Source organism: Kitasatospora sp. NPDC091335 (assembly GCF_044757205.1).
GTDB lineage: Bacteria > Actinomycetota > Actinomycetes > Streptomycetales > Streptomycetaceae > Kitasatospora.
Window position 1 is genome coordinate 68,258 of sequence record NZ_JBIVUM010000007.1, and the last position, 16,006, is coordinate 84,263.

Genomic DNA, 16,006 nt, shown 5'->3' on the forward strand with positions numbered 1-16,006 from the left:
TCAAGCCGGGCCCCCGAATTCCTTCCGGATGAGGTCGAAGACCTCGTCCGCACTGGCGTCGTCCAGCGCGTCCTGCGGTTGCGTCCCGTCCGCCCCGGCCAGGTGGGCCAGCAGGCCCTGGAGCCGGGCGGCGACGTCCGCCCGCTCGCGCTCGTCGGCGTCGAACCGCAGCAGCCTGGCCTCCAGCCGGTCCAGGTCCGCCGCGAGGCCGGCCGGCCGGTCGGCCTCCTCCGGCAGCAGCAGGCCGCCGAGGTGGGTGCCGAGCGCGGTGGGCGTCGGGTGGTCGAACACCAGCGTGGCCGGCAGGCTGAGGCCGGTCTCGTGGTGCAGCAGGTTGCGGAACTCCACCGCGATCAGCGAGTCGAACCCCATCTCCCGGAACGCCTGGTCCGGCGCGACGGCTTCGGCGCTGCCGCGGCCGAGGACCGCGGCGGCGCGGGCGCGGATCAGGTCGAGCAGCATCCGCTGCCGCTGCGGGGCGGGCAGCGCGGCCAGCTCCTGACGCAGCCCGGCGGCACCGTCCGGGGTGACGGCGCCGGGGACCAGCGGGACCAGCGCCGCGAACTCCGCCAGGTCGCGCATCAGCGGGTTCGGCCGCGTCCCGGCGAACCGGGGCGCGAAGGTGGGCCAGTCGATGTCCGCGACCACCAGGTGGGGCCGGTCCTCGCCGATCGCCCTGGCCAGGGCCCGGACCGCCGAGCGCGGGTCCATCGCCGGGACGCCGTGGCGGCGCAGCCGCTCCGTGACCACCTGGCTGGTGGCCATGCCTTCCCGCGCCCACGGGCCCCAGGCCACCGACACCCCGGGCAGGCCCCGGTCGTGCCGGTGTTCCATCCAGGCGTCCAGGAAGGCGTTCGCCGCGGCGTAGTTGCCCTGCCCGGCGCTGCCGACGGTGCCGGCCAGCGAGGAGAAGGCCACGAAGAAGTCCAGGTCCCCGGTCAGCTCGTCCAGGTGGACCAGGCCGGCCGCCTTCGCCGCCAGGACGGTCTCCAGCCGCTCCGGGGTGAGGGAGTCGAGGGTGCCGTCGTCCAGCACCCCGGCCGCGTGCACCACGCCGGTCAGCGGGGCGTCCGACGGGATCTCCGCCAGCACCGCCGCCAGTTGCTCGCGGTCGGCGGCGTCGCAGGCCACGACGGTCGCCTCGGCGCCCAGCCCGGCGAGTTCGGCGACCAGCTCGGCGGCGCCGGGCGCCGCCGGTCCCCGCCGGCCGGTCAGCAGCAGCCTGGTGACGCCGGACCCGGCGAGCCAGCGGGCGACCACCGCGCCCAGCGCGCCGGTGCCGCCGGTCACCAGCACCGTGCCGGGGCCGGCCGGGGCCCAGGTGGGCTCCGGCGCGCCGTCGGTGGCGTCGACCCGGACGAGACGCCGGACGAGGGCCGCGCCGGTGCCGCGCACCGCGACCTGGTCCTCGCCCGGGGTGCCGCCCAGCACCCCGGCCAGCGTCCGGCCGGACGCCGCGTCCAGGCTCTCCGGGAGGTCGACCAGGCCGCCCCAGCGCTGCGGGTGCTCCAGCGCGGCGACCCGGCCGAGGCCCCAGACCTGCGCCTGGGCCGGGTCGGCGAGCACCTCGCCGGGGCCGGTCCTGACGGCGCCCCTGGTGAGCGTCCACAGCGGGGTCTTCAGGTTGGCGTCGCCGAGCGCCTGCACCGTCACCAGAGCGGCCGCCACGGCCGGCGACACGGCGGCGGGGCCGTCGGGCGCACCGTCGGGCGCGGCCAGCAGCACCGTGCCGACGACGTCGGGCACGCCCTCGACCGCGTCCAGGATCCGGGCCGCGAGCGCGGCCCGGTCGAGGTCCGCCGGGTCCAGCGCGAGGTCGACGGTGCCCGCTCCGGCGGAGCGGATCGCCGTGCGCACGCCCTCGGCGAGCTCCGGGTCCGCACCGTCGAGGACGACCACCAGCCAGCTGCCGTCCAGTTCGGGCTCGGCGACCGGCACGGGCTTCCAGGTGACCTGGTAGCGCCAGTTGTCCAGCACCGAGTCCTGGCGGCGCAGCCTGCGCCAGGAGGAGAGCGCGGGCAGGATCTCGCCCAGCACCCGGGCGTGCTCGCCGAGGCGCAGGGTGCCCGCCAGCTCGTCCAGGTCCTCGCGCTCGACGGCCTCCCAGAAGCGGGACTCCACGGCGTCCCCGGACGGCGCCGGCGCGGGCGCCGGGGTCGGCCAGAACCGCTCGTGGTGGAAGGCGTAGGTCGGCAGGTCCACCCGCCGGCCGCGCGGCAGGACCGCCGGCCAGTCCACCTCGGCGCCGGCCGTCCAGAGCCGGGCCAGCGCGTGCAGCGCGGTCTCGGCCTCGTCGCGGTCGCGCCGCATCACGGGGGCGAACACGGCCTCGGAGACGGACTGCTGGGCCATCGCGCACAGCACGCCGTCCGGGCCGAGCTCCACGAAGCGGGTGACACCCTCGCGGTGCAGGGTCTCGACGCCGTCGGCGAAGCGGACGGCCTCGCGGACCTGGCGCAGCCAGTAGTCGGGGGTGGTGAGCAGCCCTGGCCCGGCCGTCGTGCCGGTCAGGTTGGAGACGATCGGAACGACCGGCTCGTTGAAGGTCAACTCGGCCAGGACAGCAGCGAATTCGGCGAGCATCGGCTCCATCAGCGCCGAGTGGAAGGCGTGCGAGACGGTCAGCCGACTGGTCTTGCGGCCCTCGGCCTTCCAGCGCTCGGCGAACTCGTCCACCACCTCCGCCGGGCCCGAAACCACCACCGAGGAAGGCCCGTTGACGGCGGCCACATCGAGGCGGCCCTCCAGCGCCGCCATGACCTCGGCCTCGGTGGCCTGCACGGCGAGCATCGCCCCGCCCTCGGGCAGCGCCTGCATCAGCCGGCCACGCGCCGCCACCAGCGCGCACGCGTCGGCCAGCGAGAACACCCCCGCGACGTGCGCCGCCGCGATCTCACCGATCGAGTGCCCGAGCAGGAACTCCGGTGCCACACCCCAGGATTCCAGCAGCCGGTACGAGGCGACCTCGACCGCGAACAGCCCGGCCTGGGTCCACACCGTACGGTCGAGATCCTCGGCGCCGTCGAACACCACGTCCTTCACCGGACGGTCCAGCAGCAGGTCGAACTCGGCGCAGACCGCGTCGAAGGCCTCGGCGAACACCGGCTGCGCCTCGTACAGTTCGTGGCCCATGCCGGTCCGCTGGGCGCCCTGGCCGGTGAACAGGAAGGCCACCCGGCCCTCCCGTACGGTGCCGGTGACCACGGCCGGCGAGAAGGCCTCCGCGGCGAGCGCCCCGGCGCCGGAGCGCAGCGCGTCCCGGTCGCCGCCGAGCACGACGGCGCGGTGCGCCAGCCCGGCCCGTCCGGTGGCCAGCGACCAGGCGGCGTCCACCGGGTCGTGGCCGGGCGCGGCGTCCAGGTGCGCGGTGAGCCGGTCCGCCTGGGCCCGCAGCGACTCGGGGCTCTGCGCGGAGAGCAGCCACGGCAGCCCGCCCGGCGGCACGGCGGCCGGGGCCTGCGCCGGGTCCGCGGCCGGGGCGGACTCCAGGATGATGTGGGCGTTGGTGCCGCTGATCCCGAAGGACGAGACGCCGGCCCGGCGCGGACGGTCCGTCTCGGGCCACGGGCGGGACTCAGTGAGCAGTTCCACCGCGCCCGCCGACCAGTCGACCTGCGGCGACGGCTCGCCGACGTGCAGGGTGGCCGGCAGCACGCCGTGCCGCATCGCCAGAACCATCTTGATCACGCCCGCGACACCGGCGGCGGCCTGGGTGTGGCCGATGTTGGACTTGATCGAGCCGAGCCAGAGCGGCTCGCCCGCCCGCTCCCGGCCGTACGTCGCCAGCAGCGCCTGGGCCTCGATCGGGTCGCCCAGGGTGGTGCCCGTGCCGTGCGCCTCCACGGCGTCCACCTCGCCGGCGGACAGCCCGGCGTTGGCGAGCGCCTGCCGGATCACCCGCTGCTGGGCGGGGCCGTTCGGTGCGGTGAGGCCGTTGGAGGCGCCGTCCTGGTTGACCGCGCTGCCCCGGACCACCGCGAGCACCCGGTGCCCGTTGCGGCGCGCGTCCGACAGCCGCTCGACCAGCAGGACGCCGACGCCCTCGCCCCAGCCCGTCCCGTCCGCGCCGGCCGCGAAGGCCTTGCAGCGGCCGTCGGCGGCCAGGCCGCCCTGGCGGTCGAACTCGCTGAACACCCCCGGCGTGGACATCACGGTGACACCGCCGGCCAGCGCCAGTTCGCACTCGCCGCGGCGCAGTGCCTGGGCCGCCAGGTGCAGGGCGACCAGCGAGGCCGAGCAGGCCGTGTCGACGGTCAGCGCCGGGCCTTCCAGCCCGAAGGCGTACGCGACGCGGCCGGAGAGCACCGCCGCCGCGTTGCCGGTGGCGACGTGGCCCTCGACCTTGTCCGCCGAGGCGGCGAGCAGCGTCGGGTAGTCCTGGCCGTTGGTGCCGGCGAAGACGCCCACCGACCGGCCCCGCGCGGACCTCGGGTCCAGGCCGGCGGACTCGAAGGTCTCCCAGACCGTCTCCAGCAGCAGGCGCTGCTGGGGGTCCATCGCCAGCGCCTCGCGCGGCGAGATGCCGAACAGCGTCGCGTCGAACTCCGCGGCGCCGTCGAGGAAGCCGCCGACGGCCGCGTACGAGCCCGACCGGCCGGCCAGGTCCCAGCCGCGGTCGGCGGGGAAGCCGGTCATCGCGTCCCCGTCGCCGGAGAGCAGCGACCACAGGGCCTCCGGCGTCCGGGCACCGCCGGGGAACCGGCAGGCCATGCCGACGATCGCGATCGGCTCGTCCTCGGCGGCGAGGGCCGCGGTGTCCGGCGCCGGCGCCGGGTCGGCCGAACCGTACAGCTCGGCGAGCAGGAACTCGCCCAGGGCGATCGGCGTCGGGTGGTCGAAGACCAGGGTGGCCGGCAGCTGGAGGCCGGTGCGGGCACCGATCAGGTTGCGGAAGGCCACCGCGGTCAGCGAGTCGAAGCCGATGTCGCGGAAGGCCCGGCCCGGTTCGACGCTCGCGCTCGACGCATGCCCCAGCACCGCCGCCGCGCAGACGCGGATCAGGTCCAGCAGGGCCCGGTCGCGCTGGGCGGCGGGCAGTTCCGCGAGCGCCCGCACTCCGGCCGGCCCCTGCGTTCCGACCGGTTGGGCCCCGGCGTGATCGGCCTGCCCGGCCCGGCCCGCTTCGGGCAGTTCGGCCAGCAGCGGGCTGGTCCTGGCGCCGGCGAAGGCGGGCAGCATCCGTGCCCAGTCGACGTCGGCGATCGCCACGAAGTCCTCGCCGTGGTCGACGGCCCTGGCCATCGCCTCCATCGCCAACCGCGCGTCCATCGGCGTCAGTCCGGCGCGCCGGACCCGGTCGGCCACCACCTGCTCGGTGGCCATGCCCTGTTCCGCCCAGGCGCCCCAGGCGATCGAGAGTCCGGCGAGGCCGCGGTCGCGGCGCTGCTGGATCCAGGCGTCCAGGAAGGCGTTGGCGGCGGCGTAGTTGCCCTGCCCGGCACTGCCCAGGGTGCCCGCCAGCGAGGAGAACACCACGAACAGGTCCAGGCCCAGACCGGCGGTCAGCTCGTCCAGGTGCAGCAGACCGCCGACCTTGCCCGCGAAGACGGTCTCGAAGCGCTCGGAAGACTGCGAGTCCAGCATGCCGTCGTCCACCACACCGGCGGTGTGCACGACACCGGTCAGCGGCAGCTCGGCGGGAATCCCCGCCAGCAACGCGGCCACCTCGTCCCGGTCCGCCACGTCGCACGCGGCGACCGTCACCCGGGCGCCCAGCGCCGTCAGCTCCGCGACCAAGGCGTCCACGCCCGGCGTCTCGCCGCCCCGCCGGCCGGTCAACACCAGGTGCGGCGTGCCGCGTTCGGCCAGCCAACGGGCCACCGACGCACCCAACGCACCCAGACCACCGGTCACCAGCACCGTGCCGGACGGCGTCCACACACCACCACGACCCGCCGGCTGCGGCGCGTGCACGAACCTGCGGCCGTACACGCCCGAGGAACGCACCGCGACCTGATCCTCCGCACCGCCGAGCACAGCCGCCAGGCGGCGCCCGGCCCGCTCGTCCACCACCGACGGAAGATCGACCAACCCACCCCACACATCCGGCAGTTCCAGCGCCACCACCCGACCCAGACCCCACACCTGCGCCTGCGCCGGGTCGGCCGGCCGGTCCGCGCGACCGGTCGAGACCGCACCGGCCGTCACCGTCCACACCTTGGCGCGGACGCCCGCGTCGGTGAGGGCGTGCAGCAGGGTCAGCGTGGCGGCCACCCCGGCAGGGACCAGCGAGCCCTCGACGTGCGACTCCTCACCGGCAGCCGACGAGACCACGCCCGACAGCTCACCCTCGGCGGCCAATGCGCCGATCCGGAGCGCGAGTTCCTCCCGGCCGGCACCGTCCACGGCCAGCGGCACGACCTCGGCCCCGGCCGCGACCAGCGCCGCCTCGACACCCTCCAACGGCGCACCCGCACCCGTCACCAGCAGCCAGCGACCGGACAACCGCCCGTCCGCCGAAGCCGCCAGCGGCTTCCACACCACCCGGTACCGCCAGGAGTCCACCACCGAATCCACCCGGCGCCGCTGCCGCCACGAGGACAGCACCGGCAGCACGGAGCCCAACTCCTCGGGGGCCTGGGCGATGTCCAGGGCGGCGGCGAGTTCGCCGAGGTCCTGGCTCTCCACGGCCTGCCAGAAGCGGGCCTCGTCCGGGTCGGTGACGGCGGCCGCGCCGGGCACCACCCTCGGCCAGTAGCGGTCCCGCTGGAAGGCGTACGTCGGCAGCGGGGCCGGACGGCCGGCGGGCAGCAGCCCGGACCAGTCGATCTCCGCCCCGGCCGTCCACAGCGTGGCGAGCGCCCGCAGCGCCGTCTCGCGGTCGTCCCGGTCCTTGCGCAGCAGCGGCGCGCAGACCGCGTCAGGGAGGATCCGGCCCGCCAGCGCCGTCAGCACACCGTCCGGACCGAGTTCCACGAAGCGGGTGACACCCTCGCTGTGCAGGGTCTCGACGCCGTCGGCGAAGCGGACGGCCTCGCGAACCTGGCGGACCCAGTAGTCGGGGGTGGTGAGCAGGCCGGCCGTGGCCGTCGAGCCGGTCAGGTTGGAGACGATCGGAACGACCGGCTCGTTGAAGGTCAACTCGGCCAGGACGGCTGCGAATTCGGTGAGCATCGGCTCCATCAGCGCCGAGTGGAAGGCGTGCGAGACGGTCAGCCGGCTGGTCCTGCGGCCCTCGGCCTTCCAGCGGACGGCGAACTCGTCCACCACCTCGGCGGGGCCCGAAACCACCAGCGAGGTCGGCCCGTTGACGGCCGCGACGTCGAGGCGGTCGCCGATCTCCGCGCGCACCTCGGCCTCGGCGGCCTGTACGGCGAGCATCGCGCCGCCGCCCGGCAGCGCCTGCATCAGCCGACCGCGCGCCGCCACCAGCGCGCACGCGTCGGCCAGCGAGAACACCCCCGCGACGTGCGCCGCCGCGATCTCACCGATCGAGTGCCCGAGCAGGAAGTCCGCTGTCACGCCCCGGGATTCGAGCATCCGGTACGAGGCGACCTCGACCGCGAACAGCCCGGCCTGGGTCCACACCGTACGGTCCAGATCCTCGGCGCCCTCGAACACCACGTCCTTCACCGGACGGTCCAGCAGCAGGTCGAACTCCGCGCAGACCGCGTCGAAGGCCTCGGCGAACACCGGGAACGCCTCGTACAACCCGCGTCCCATACCGGTCCGCTGCGCGCCCTGACCGGTGAACAGGAACGCCGTCCGCCCCTCCGCCGTGACGCCCGGGACCACCTGGGCCGACGGCTCGCCCGCCGCCAGCGCGGCCAGGCCGTCCAGCAGGGCCGCCCGGTCACCGCCGAACACCACCGCGCGGTGGTCCAGGGCGGCCCGGGAGACCAGCGCCCTGGCCACCTCCACCGCTCCGAACCGCGGCTCACCCGCCAGGGATTCGGCCAGCCGGCCGGCCTGCGCCGCCAGTGCGGCGGCCGACCGCCCCGACACCGGCCACGGCAGCACACTCTCGACGGCCACCGGCTCCTCGGCCGCCACCGCCGGCGCGGCCTCCAGGATCACGTGGGCGTTGGTGCCGCTGATCCCGAAGGACGAGACGCCGGCCCGGCGCGGCCGGCCGGCCTCGGGCCACGGGCGGGACTCGCTCAGCAGCTCCACCGCGCCCGCCGACCAGTCCACCTCCGAGGTCCGCCGGTCCGCGTGCAGGGTGGCCGGGAGCACGCCGTGGTGCATGGCCTGCACCATCTTGATCACACCCGCGACACCGGCGGCGGCCTGGGTGTGGCCGATGTTCGACTTGATCGAGCCCAGCCAGAGCGGCTCGCCCGCCCGCTCCCGGCCGTACGTCGCCAGCAGCGCCTGCGCCTCGATCGGGTCACCCAGCTTGGTGCCCGTCCCGTGCGCCTCCACCGCGTCCACCTCGGCGGCCGACAGCCCGGCACTCGCCAGCGCCTGCCGGATCACCCGTTCCTGCGAGGGCCCGTTCGGCGCCGTCAGACCGTTCGACGCACCGTCCTGGTTCACCGCCGAACCCCGCACCACCGCAAGCACCTCGTGCCCGAGCCGCTGCGCGTCCGAGAGCCGTTCCAGCACCAGCACACCGACGCCCTCCGACCAGCCGGTGCCGTCCGCCTCGGCCGAGAAGGCCTTGCAGCGGCCGTCGGCGGCCAGCCCGCCCTGCCGGGCGAACTCGGCGAAGGCGGTGTTGGTGGACATCACGGTGACACCGCCGGCCAGCGCCAGTTCGCACTCGCCGCGGCGCAGCGCCTGAGCCGCCAGGTGCAGGGCGACCAGCGAGGAGGAGCAGGCCGTGTCCACCGTCATCGCCGGGCCTTCGAGCCCGAACGCGTACGCCACCCGGCCGGAGAGCACCGACGCGGCGTTGCCGGTCAGCACGTGCCCCTCGACCTCCTCGTCCGAGGCGGCGAGCAGGGTGCCGTAGTCCTGGCCGTTGGTGCCGACGAAGACGCCGACGGGGGCCCCGTGGACGGACAGCGGATCGGTGCCCGCCGATTCGAAGGCCTCCCAGGACGCCTCCAGCAGCAGCCGCTGCTGGGGGTCCATCGCCAGCGCCTCGCGCGGCGAGATGCCGAACAGGCTCGCGTCGAAGTCGGTCGCGTGCCGCAGGAAACCGCCCTCCGGCGCGTACGCCCCGGCGTCACGGTCGAGGTCCCAGCCGCGGTCGGTCGGGAACGGACCGACGCCGTCCACGCCGTCGGCCAGCAGCTGCCACAGCTCGGCGGGCGTGCCGACGTCGCCGGGGAAGCGGCAGCTCATGCCGACGATCACGACCGGCTCGTCGGTCCCGGCCGGGGCGGGAGTCATCGCCTCGGTCAGCATCGTCTCGGTCAGCAGGGTGTCGTCGCCGAGCATCAGGCCGAGCAGGTGGTCGGCGAGCCGGGTCGGCGTCGGGTGGTCGAACACGAGCGTCGTCGGCAGCCGCAGGGTCGTCTCGGCGCTGATCCGGTTGCGCAGTTCGACGGCGGTCAGCGAGTCGAAGCCCAGTTCCCGGAAGGCCCTGGCGGGCGCCACCGCGTCGGCCGAGGCGTGGCCGAGCACGGACGCGGCCTGGGCCCGGACGATGTCGAGCAGCAACTGGCGGCGCTGTCCGGCCGGCGCCGAGGCCAGCTCGGAGCGCACCGGCGCGGCGGCGTCGGCCCCGGCGGCCGCGGGCCGTGCGGCGGCTTCCGGAAGGTCCGCGAGCAGGGCGCTCGGACGGGAGCCGGTGAAGCCGCCGAGGAACTGCGGCCAGTCGATGTCGGCGACGCTGACGTCGGTCTCGTCCTGGTCGACGGCCCTGGCCAGGGCCTGGACCGCCGACTCCGGGTCCATCGGCACCACGCCGCCGCGCCGCAGCCGCTCGACGACCACCTCGCCGGTGGCGAGGCCGTCCTGTGCCCAGGCGCCCCAGGCGATCGAGAGTCCGGCGAGGCCGCGGTCGCGGCGCTGCTGGATCCAGGCGTCCAGGAAGGCGTTGGCGGCGGCGTAGTTGCCCTGCCCGGCACTGCCCAGGGTGCCCGCCAGCGAGGAGAACACCACGAACAGGTCCAGGCCCAGACCGGCGGTCAGCTCGTCCAGGTGCAGCAGACCGCCGACCTTGCCCGCGAAGACGGTCTCGAAGCGCTCGGGAGACTGCGAGTCCAGCATGCCGTCGTCCACCACACCGGCGGTGTGCACGACACCGGTCAGCGGCAGCTCGGCGGGAATCCCCGCCAGCAACGCGGCCACCTCGTCGCGGTCCGCCACGTCGCACGCGGCGACCGTCACCCGGGCGCCCAGCGCGGTCAGCTCCGCGACCAAGGCGTCCACGCCCGGCGTCTCGCCGCCCCGCCGGCCGGTCAACACCAGGTGCGGCGTGCCGCGTTCGGCCAGCCAACGGGCCACCGACGCACCCAACGCACCCAGACCACCGGTCACCAGCACCGTGCCGGACGGCGTCCACACACCACCACGACCCGCCGGCTGCGGCGCGTGCACGAACCTGCGGCCGTAGACGCCCGAGGAACGCACCGCGACCTGATCCTCCGCACCGCCGAGACCACCGAGCACGGCCACCAACCGGCGCCCGGCCCGCTCGTCCACCACCGACGGAAGATCGACCAACCCACCCCACACATCCGGCAGTTCCAGCGCCACCACCCGACCCAGACCCCACACCTGCGCCTGCCACGGGCTCACCAGCCGGTCGGCCCGGCCCACCGAGACCGCACCGGCCGTCACCGTCCAGACCCGGGCCCGGACGCCCGCATCGCCCAGGGCCCGCACCAGCGTCAGTGTCGCCGGCACGCCGGCCGACACCGGAGAGCCCTCGGACTCCGCCGTGGCGACCAGCGAGAGCACGCCGGCGAACTCACCCTCGGCGGCCAATTCACCGATCCGGAGCGCGAGTTCCTCCCGGCCGGCACCGTCCACGGCCAGCGGCACGACCTCGGCCCCGGCCGCGACCAGCGCCGCCTCGACACCCTCCAACGGCGCGCCCGCGCCCGTCACCAGCAGCCAGCGGCCGGACAACCGCCCGTCCGCCGAAGCCGCCAGCGGCTTCCACACCACCCGGTACCGCCAGGAGTCCACCACCGAATCCACCCGGCGCCGCTGCCGCCACGAGGACAGCACCGGCAGCAGCGACCGCAGCGCGCCGTCCTCGTCCAGCTCCAGGGACTCCGACAGCTCGGCCAGGTCGCCGCGCTCGACGGCGTCCCAGAACCGGGCCTCGGTCGGGTCGCCCTCGGCCGCCACGGCCGCCGTCTCCAGCCAGTAGTGCTCGCGCTGGAAGGCGTAGGTGGGCAGTCCGATGCGGCGGCCGGCGGGCAGCAGCGACGCGAAGTCGACGGCCACGCCGGCGGTCCAGGCCTCGGCCAGGGCGGTCAGCAGCTGCTCGGGGCCGCCTTGGCCGCGTCGCAGGGTGCCCAGCACGGCCGCCTCGGCCTCGACCGCGTCGGCGGTCTCCTGCACACCGACGGTCAGCACCGGGTGCGGACTGCACTCCACGAACACCGACCGGCCACCGGCCAGCAGCGCACGCGTCGCCTCCTCGAACCGGACCGGGGAGCGCAGGTTGTCGAACCAGTACCCGGCATCCATCCGCACCGTGTCGATCGACGTGCCCGTGAGAGTCGAGAAGAGCGGCACCGCGGAGGTGACCGGAGCGACCTCGGCCAGGTCGTCCAGGATGCGCTCACGCAACCGGTCCACCTGAGCCGAGTGCGAGGCGTAGTCCACCGGAATCCGGCGGGCCCGCACCTCACGGGCCTCGCAGAGCGCCACCAGCTCGTCCAGGGCCTCCGGTTCACCCGAAACCACCGTCGAGGACGGGCCGTTGAAGGCCGCCACCGAGATCCGGCCGTCGAAGGGCGCGATCAGCTCCCCGACCACCGCGCTGCCCGCCGCGACGGACACCATCCCGCCGTCACCGGCGAGTTCGATGATCGCCTGGCTCCGCAGCGCCACCACCCGCGCACCGTCCTCCACGGACAGCGCACCCGCGACCACCGCGGCCGCGATCTCGCCCTGGGAGTGGCCCACCACCGCCGAGGGCCGGACACCATGGGCCCGCCACACCTCCGCGAGCGACACCATCACCGCCCAGAGCACCGGCTGGACGACGTCGACCCGGTCCAGCTCGGCCGCCGAGCGCAGCACCCCGGTCAGAGACCACGGCACGTACGGCGCCAGCGCCGCCTCACACTCCGCCAGTCGCGCCGCGAACACCGGTGAGGCCTCGGCGAGTTCACGCGCCATCCCGACCCACTGCGAACCCTGCCCCGGGAAGACGAACACCACGTCACCGGGAACCACCCGGCCCCGCACCACACCCTCGCCGCCGAGCACGGCCAGCCCGTCCAGCAGCGCCTGCCGGTCGCCGCCCAGCACCACCGCACGGTGCTCCAGACCCGCCCGGGACAGCAGCGCGGACGCCACGTCCGCCACCGCCAGCTCCGCACGCTCCGCGGCGAACTCCCGCAACCGCTCGGCCTGCCCGGCCAGCGCGGCCGGCGTCCGGCCGGACAGCAGCCACGGCACCGGACCTTCGACAGCCGGAGACTCGGCGGACTCGACGGCCGGCACGGACTCCAGGATCACGTGGGCGTTGGTGCCGCTGATGCCGAACGAGGAGACGCCCGCGCGGCGCGGCCGGCCGGCCTCGGGCCACGGACGGGCCTCGGTGAGCAGTTCCACCGCGCCGGCCGACCAGTCCACGTGCGGGGACGGCGCGTCCACGTGCAGGGTGGCCGGCAGCACCCCGTGCCGCATCGCCAGCACCATCTTGATCACGCCCGCCACGCCGGCCGCGGCCTGAGTGTGCCCGAGGTTGGACTTGATCGAGCCCAGCCACAGCGGCCGGTCGGCGAACCGGTCCTGACCGTACGTCGCCAGCAGCGCCTGCGCCTCGATCGGGTCACCCAGCTTGGTGCCCGTCCCGTGCGCCTCCACCGCGTCCACCTCGGCGGCCGACAGCCCGGCACTCGCCAGCGCCTGCCGGATCACCCGTTCCTGCGAAGGCCCGTTCGGCGCCGTCAGACCGTTCGACGCACCGTCCTGGTTCACCGCCGAACCCCGCACCACCGCCAGCACCTCGTGCCCGTTGCGCCGGGCGTCGGAGAGCCGCTCCAGCACCAGCACGCCGACGCCCTCGGACCAGCCGCTGCCGTCGGCCGCGGCCGAGAAGGCCTTGCAGCGGCCGTCGGAGGCCAGCCCGCCCTGGCGGCTGAACTCGGTGAACACCGCGGGCGTGGCGAGCACGGTGACACCGCCGGCCAGCGCCAGGTCGCAGTCACCGGAGCGCAGCGCCTGCGCCGCCTGGTGCATCGCCACCAGGGAGGAGGAGCAGGCGGTGTCGACGGTGACCGCCGGGCCCTCCAGGCCGAAGGTGTACGACACCCGGCCGGAGGCGATGCTGCCCGCGTTGCCGGTGCCCAGGAAGCCCTGGACCTCGTCCGGGACGGCTCCGCCGCCGGTCGCGTAGTCGTGGTACATCAGGCCGGCGTAGACGCCGGTCCTGCTGCCGCGCAGCGAGGTCGGGTCCAGGCCCGCGCTCTCGAAGGCCTCCCAGGAGGCTTCCAGCAGCAGCCGCTGCTGCGGGTCCATCGCCAGCGCCTCGCGCGGCGAGATCCCGAACAGCCCGGCGTCGAACCGGGCGGCGTCGTGCAGGAAGCCGCCCTCGAAGACGGTCGCGGAGCCCGCGCTCTCGCCGGCGTACACCGCGGCGACGTCCCAGCCGCGGTCGGTCGGGAAGGAGGAGATGCCGTCCCCGCCGGCGGCCAGCAGCGCCCACAGCCGGTCCGGGTCGGTGACGCCGCCGGGGTAGCGGCAGCTCATGCCGACGATCGCGATCGGCTCGTCGAGGGCGACCGTGGCCGCGGCGGGCTTCGCCGCGGCGGCGGCCGGTCCCGCCGGGCGACCGCCGAGCAGGCGGCCTCGGACGAACTCGGCCAGCACGGCCGGGGTCGGGTGGTCGAACACCAGGGTCGCGGGCAGCCGCAGGCCGGTGACCTCCTGGAGCCGGTTGCGCAGCCGGACCGCGAGCAGCGAGTCGAAGCCGAGGTCCTTGAAGGCCCGCCCCGGCTCGACGGCGGTCGCGCTCGCGTGGCCGAGGACGGCGGCGACCTCGGTGGCGAGCAGCTCGGTCACCGTCCTGACCTGCTCGGCCTCGGCGAGGCCGGCCAGCCGCCGGGCGAGCGCGCCGGTGCCGGTCTCGGCGGCTGCGGCGCGCCGCAGGGCCGGGCGGACCAGGGCGCGCAGCAGCGGCGGCACCTCGCCGTCCGGTCCGGCGGCCGGGCGCAGCCTGATCGGCAGCAGGTGCGGGAGGGCGGAGCCGACGGCCGCGTCGAACAGGGCGAGTCCGTCGGCGTCGCTCAGCGACTCCGCGGTGCGCGAGGCGCGGGCGACCTGGTCGGTGGACAGGTGTCCGGTCATCCCGCTGGCGGAGGCCCACAGGCCCCAGCCGAGTGAGACGGCGGGCAGGCCGGCGGCCGCCCGGCGGGCGGCCAGGGCGTCCAGGGTGGCGTTGGCCGCCGCGTAGCCGGCCTGGCCCTCGGAGCCGAAGGTGCCGGCGGCGGAGGAGAACAGCACGAACATCGTGAGGTCGCGGTCGGCGGTCAGCTCGTGCAGGTGGAGGGCCGCGTCCACCTTGGGGCGCAGCACCGCGGCGAGCCGGTCGGTGTCGTACGAGGTGACGGTGCCGTCGTCGATCACGCCGGCCGCGTGGACGACGCCGGTGACGGGGTGCTCGGCCAGCACCGCGGCGAGCGCGTCGCGGTCGGTGGCGTCGCAGGCGACGACGGTCGCCTCGGCGCCCAGCTCGCGCAGCTGTTCGACCAGTTCGGCGGCGCCGGGGCCGTCGGCGCCCCGGCGGCCGAGCAGCACCAGGTGCCGCACCTGGTGCCGGGCGGCCAGGTGGCGGGCGACCAGGCCGCCCAGGGTGCCGGTGCCGCCGGTGATCAGGACGGTGCCGGGCAGCGCGGGGGTGTCCGTGGCGGGGGTGCGGACCAGGCGCGGGACGAGCACCGTGCCGTCGCGCAGCGCGGTCCTGGGTTCGGTGTCGACGGCGGCCGGCCAGGCCCCGTCGTCGCCGGCCGGGTCGCGGTCGACCAGGATCAGGCCGCCGGGGTGCTCGGCCTGGGCCGAGGCCACCAGGCCGTGGACGGCGGCTCCGGCGAGGTCGGCGCCGTCTCCTCCGGCGTCCCGGGCGGCGACGGCGCCGCGGGTCAGCAGGACCAGCCGGGAGGAGCCGAGCCGCTCCTCGGCGAGCCAGTCGCGCAGCAGGCCGAGGGTGGCGGAGGTGGCGCGCAGCACGGCCTCGGCGTCGCCGCCCGCCGGTACCGGCAGGACCACGACGGCGGGCGCGGGCGCGCCCGCGTCGAGGGCGGCGGTCAGGGCGGCGAGGTCGGCGTGCCGGACGGCCCGCGGCAGTCCGGCGTCGTCCTGTCCGAGCACCGCCCAGCCGGTGGTGTCGGGGGCGGCGGCCGGGTCGGTCGCGGGCACCCAGTCCAGGGCGAACAGGGCGTCGTGGACGCGGCGTCCGGCGCCGCCGTCCAGGGCCTCGGGGGTGACCTCCCTGGCGGTCAGCGCGTCGATGGCGAGCACCGGGGCGCCGGTGGGGTCGGCGGCCCGCAGGGTGGTGCCGCCGGGGCCATGGGTGAGGGCGACCCGCAGCGCGGTGGCGCCGACGGCGTGCAGCGAGACGCCGGTCCAGGCGAAGGGCAGCCTGGTGCCGGCCTCGGCGTCGAGGGCGGCGGCGTGCAGGGCGGCGTCCAGCAGGGCGGGGTGCACGCCGTAGCCGTCGGCCTGGACGTCCTGGGGCAGGGCGACGTCGGCGTAGACGGTGTCGCCGTCCCGCCAGGCGGCGCGCAGGCCCTGGAAGGCGGGGCCGTAGCCGTAGCCGGCCGTGGTCAGCGCCTCGTAGAAGCCCTCGACGTCGACGGGCCCGGCACCGGCGGGCGGCCACGTGGTGTGGTCGAAGCCGACGGCGGGGGCGTCCGCGCCGAGCAGGCCGGTGGCGTGGCAGATCCACGGCGCGTCCTCGCCGGCGCGGGAGGACACCTCGACCGTGCGG

General features: G+C 76.0%; 1 protein-coding gene (only partly in view). It reads right to left on the bottom strand.

All coding sequences use genetic code 11. The features are described from left to right. On the bottom strand, positions 1-16,006 hold the end of the coding sequence (locus ACIQOW_RS17305) for a type I polyketide synthase (RefSeq protein ID WP_401085380.1). It continues 21,797 nt past the right edge of the window; only the last 16,006 of its 37,803 coding nucleotides appear in the window; its start codon lies off the right edge, out of view; it ends in the stop codon at positions 1-3.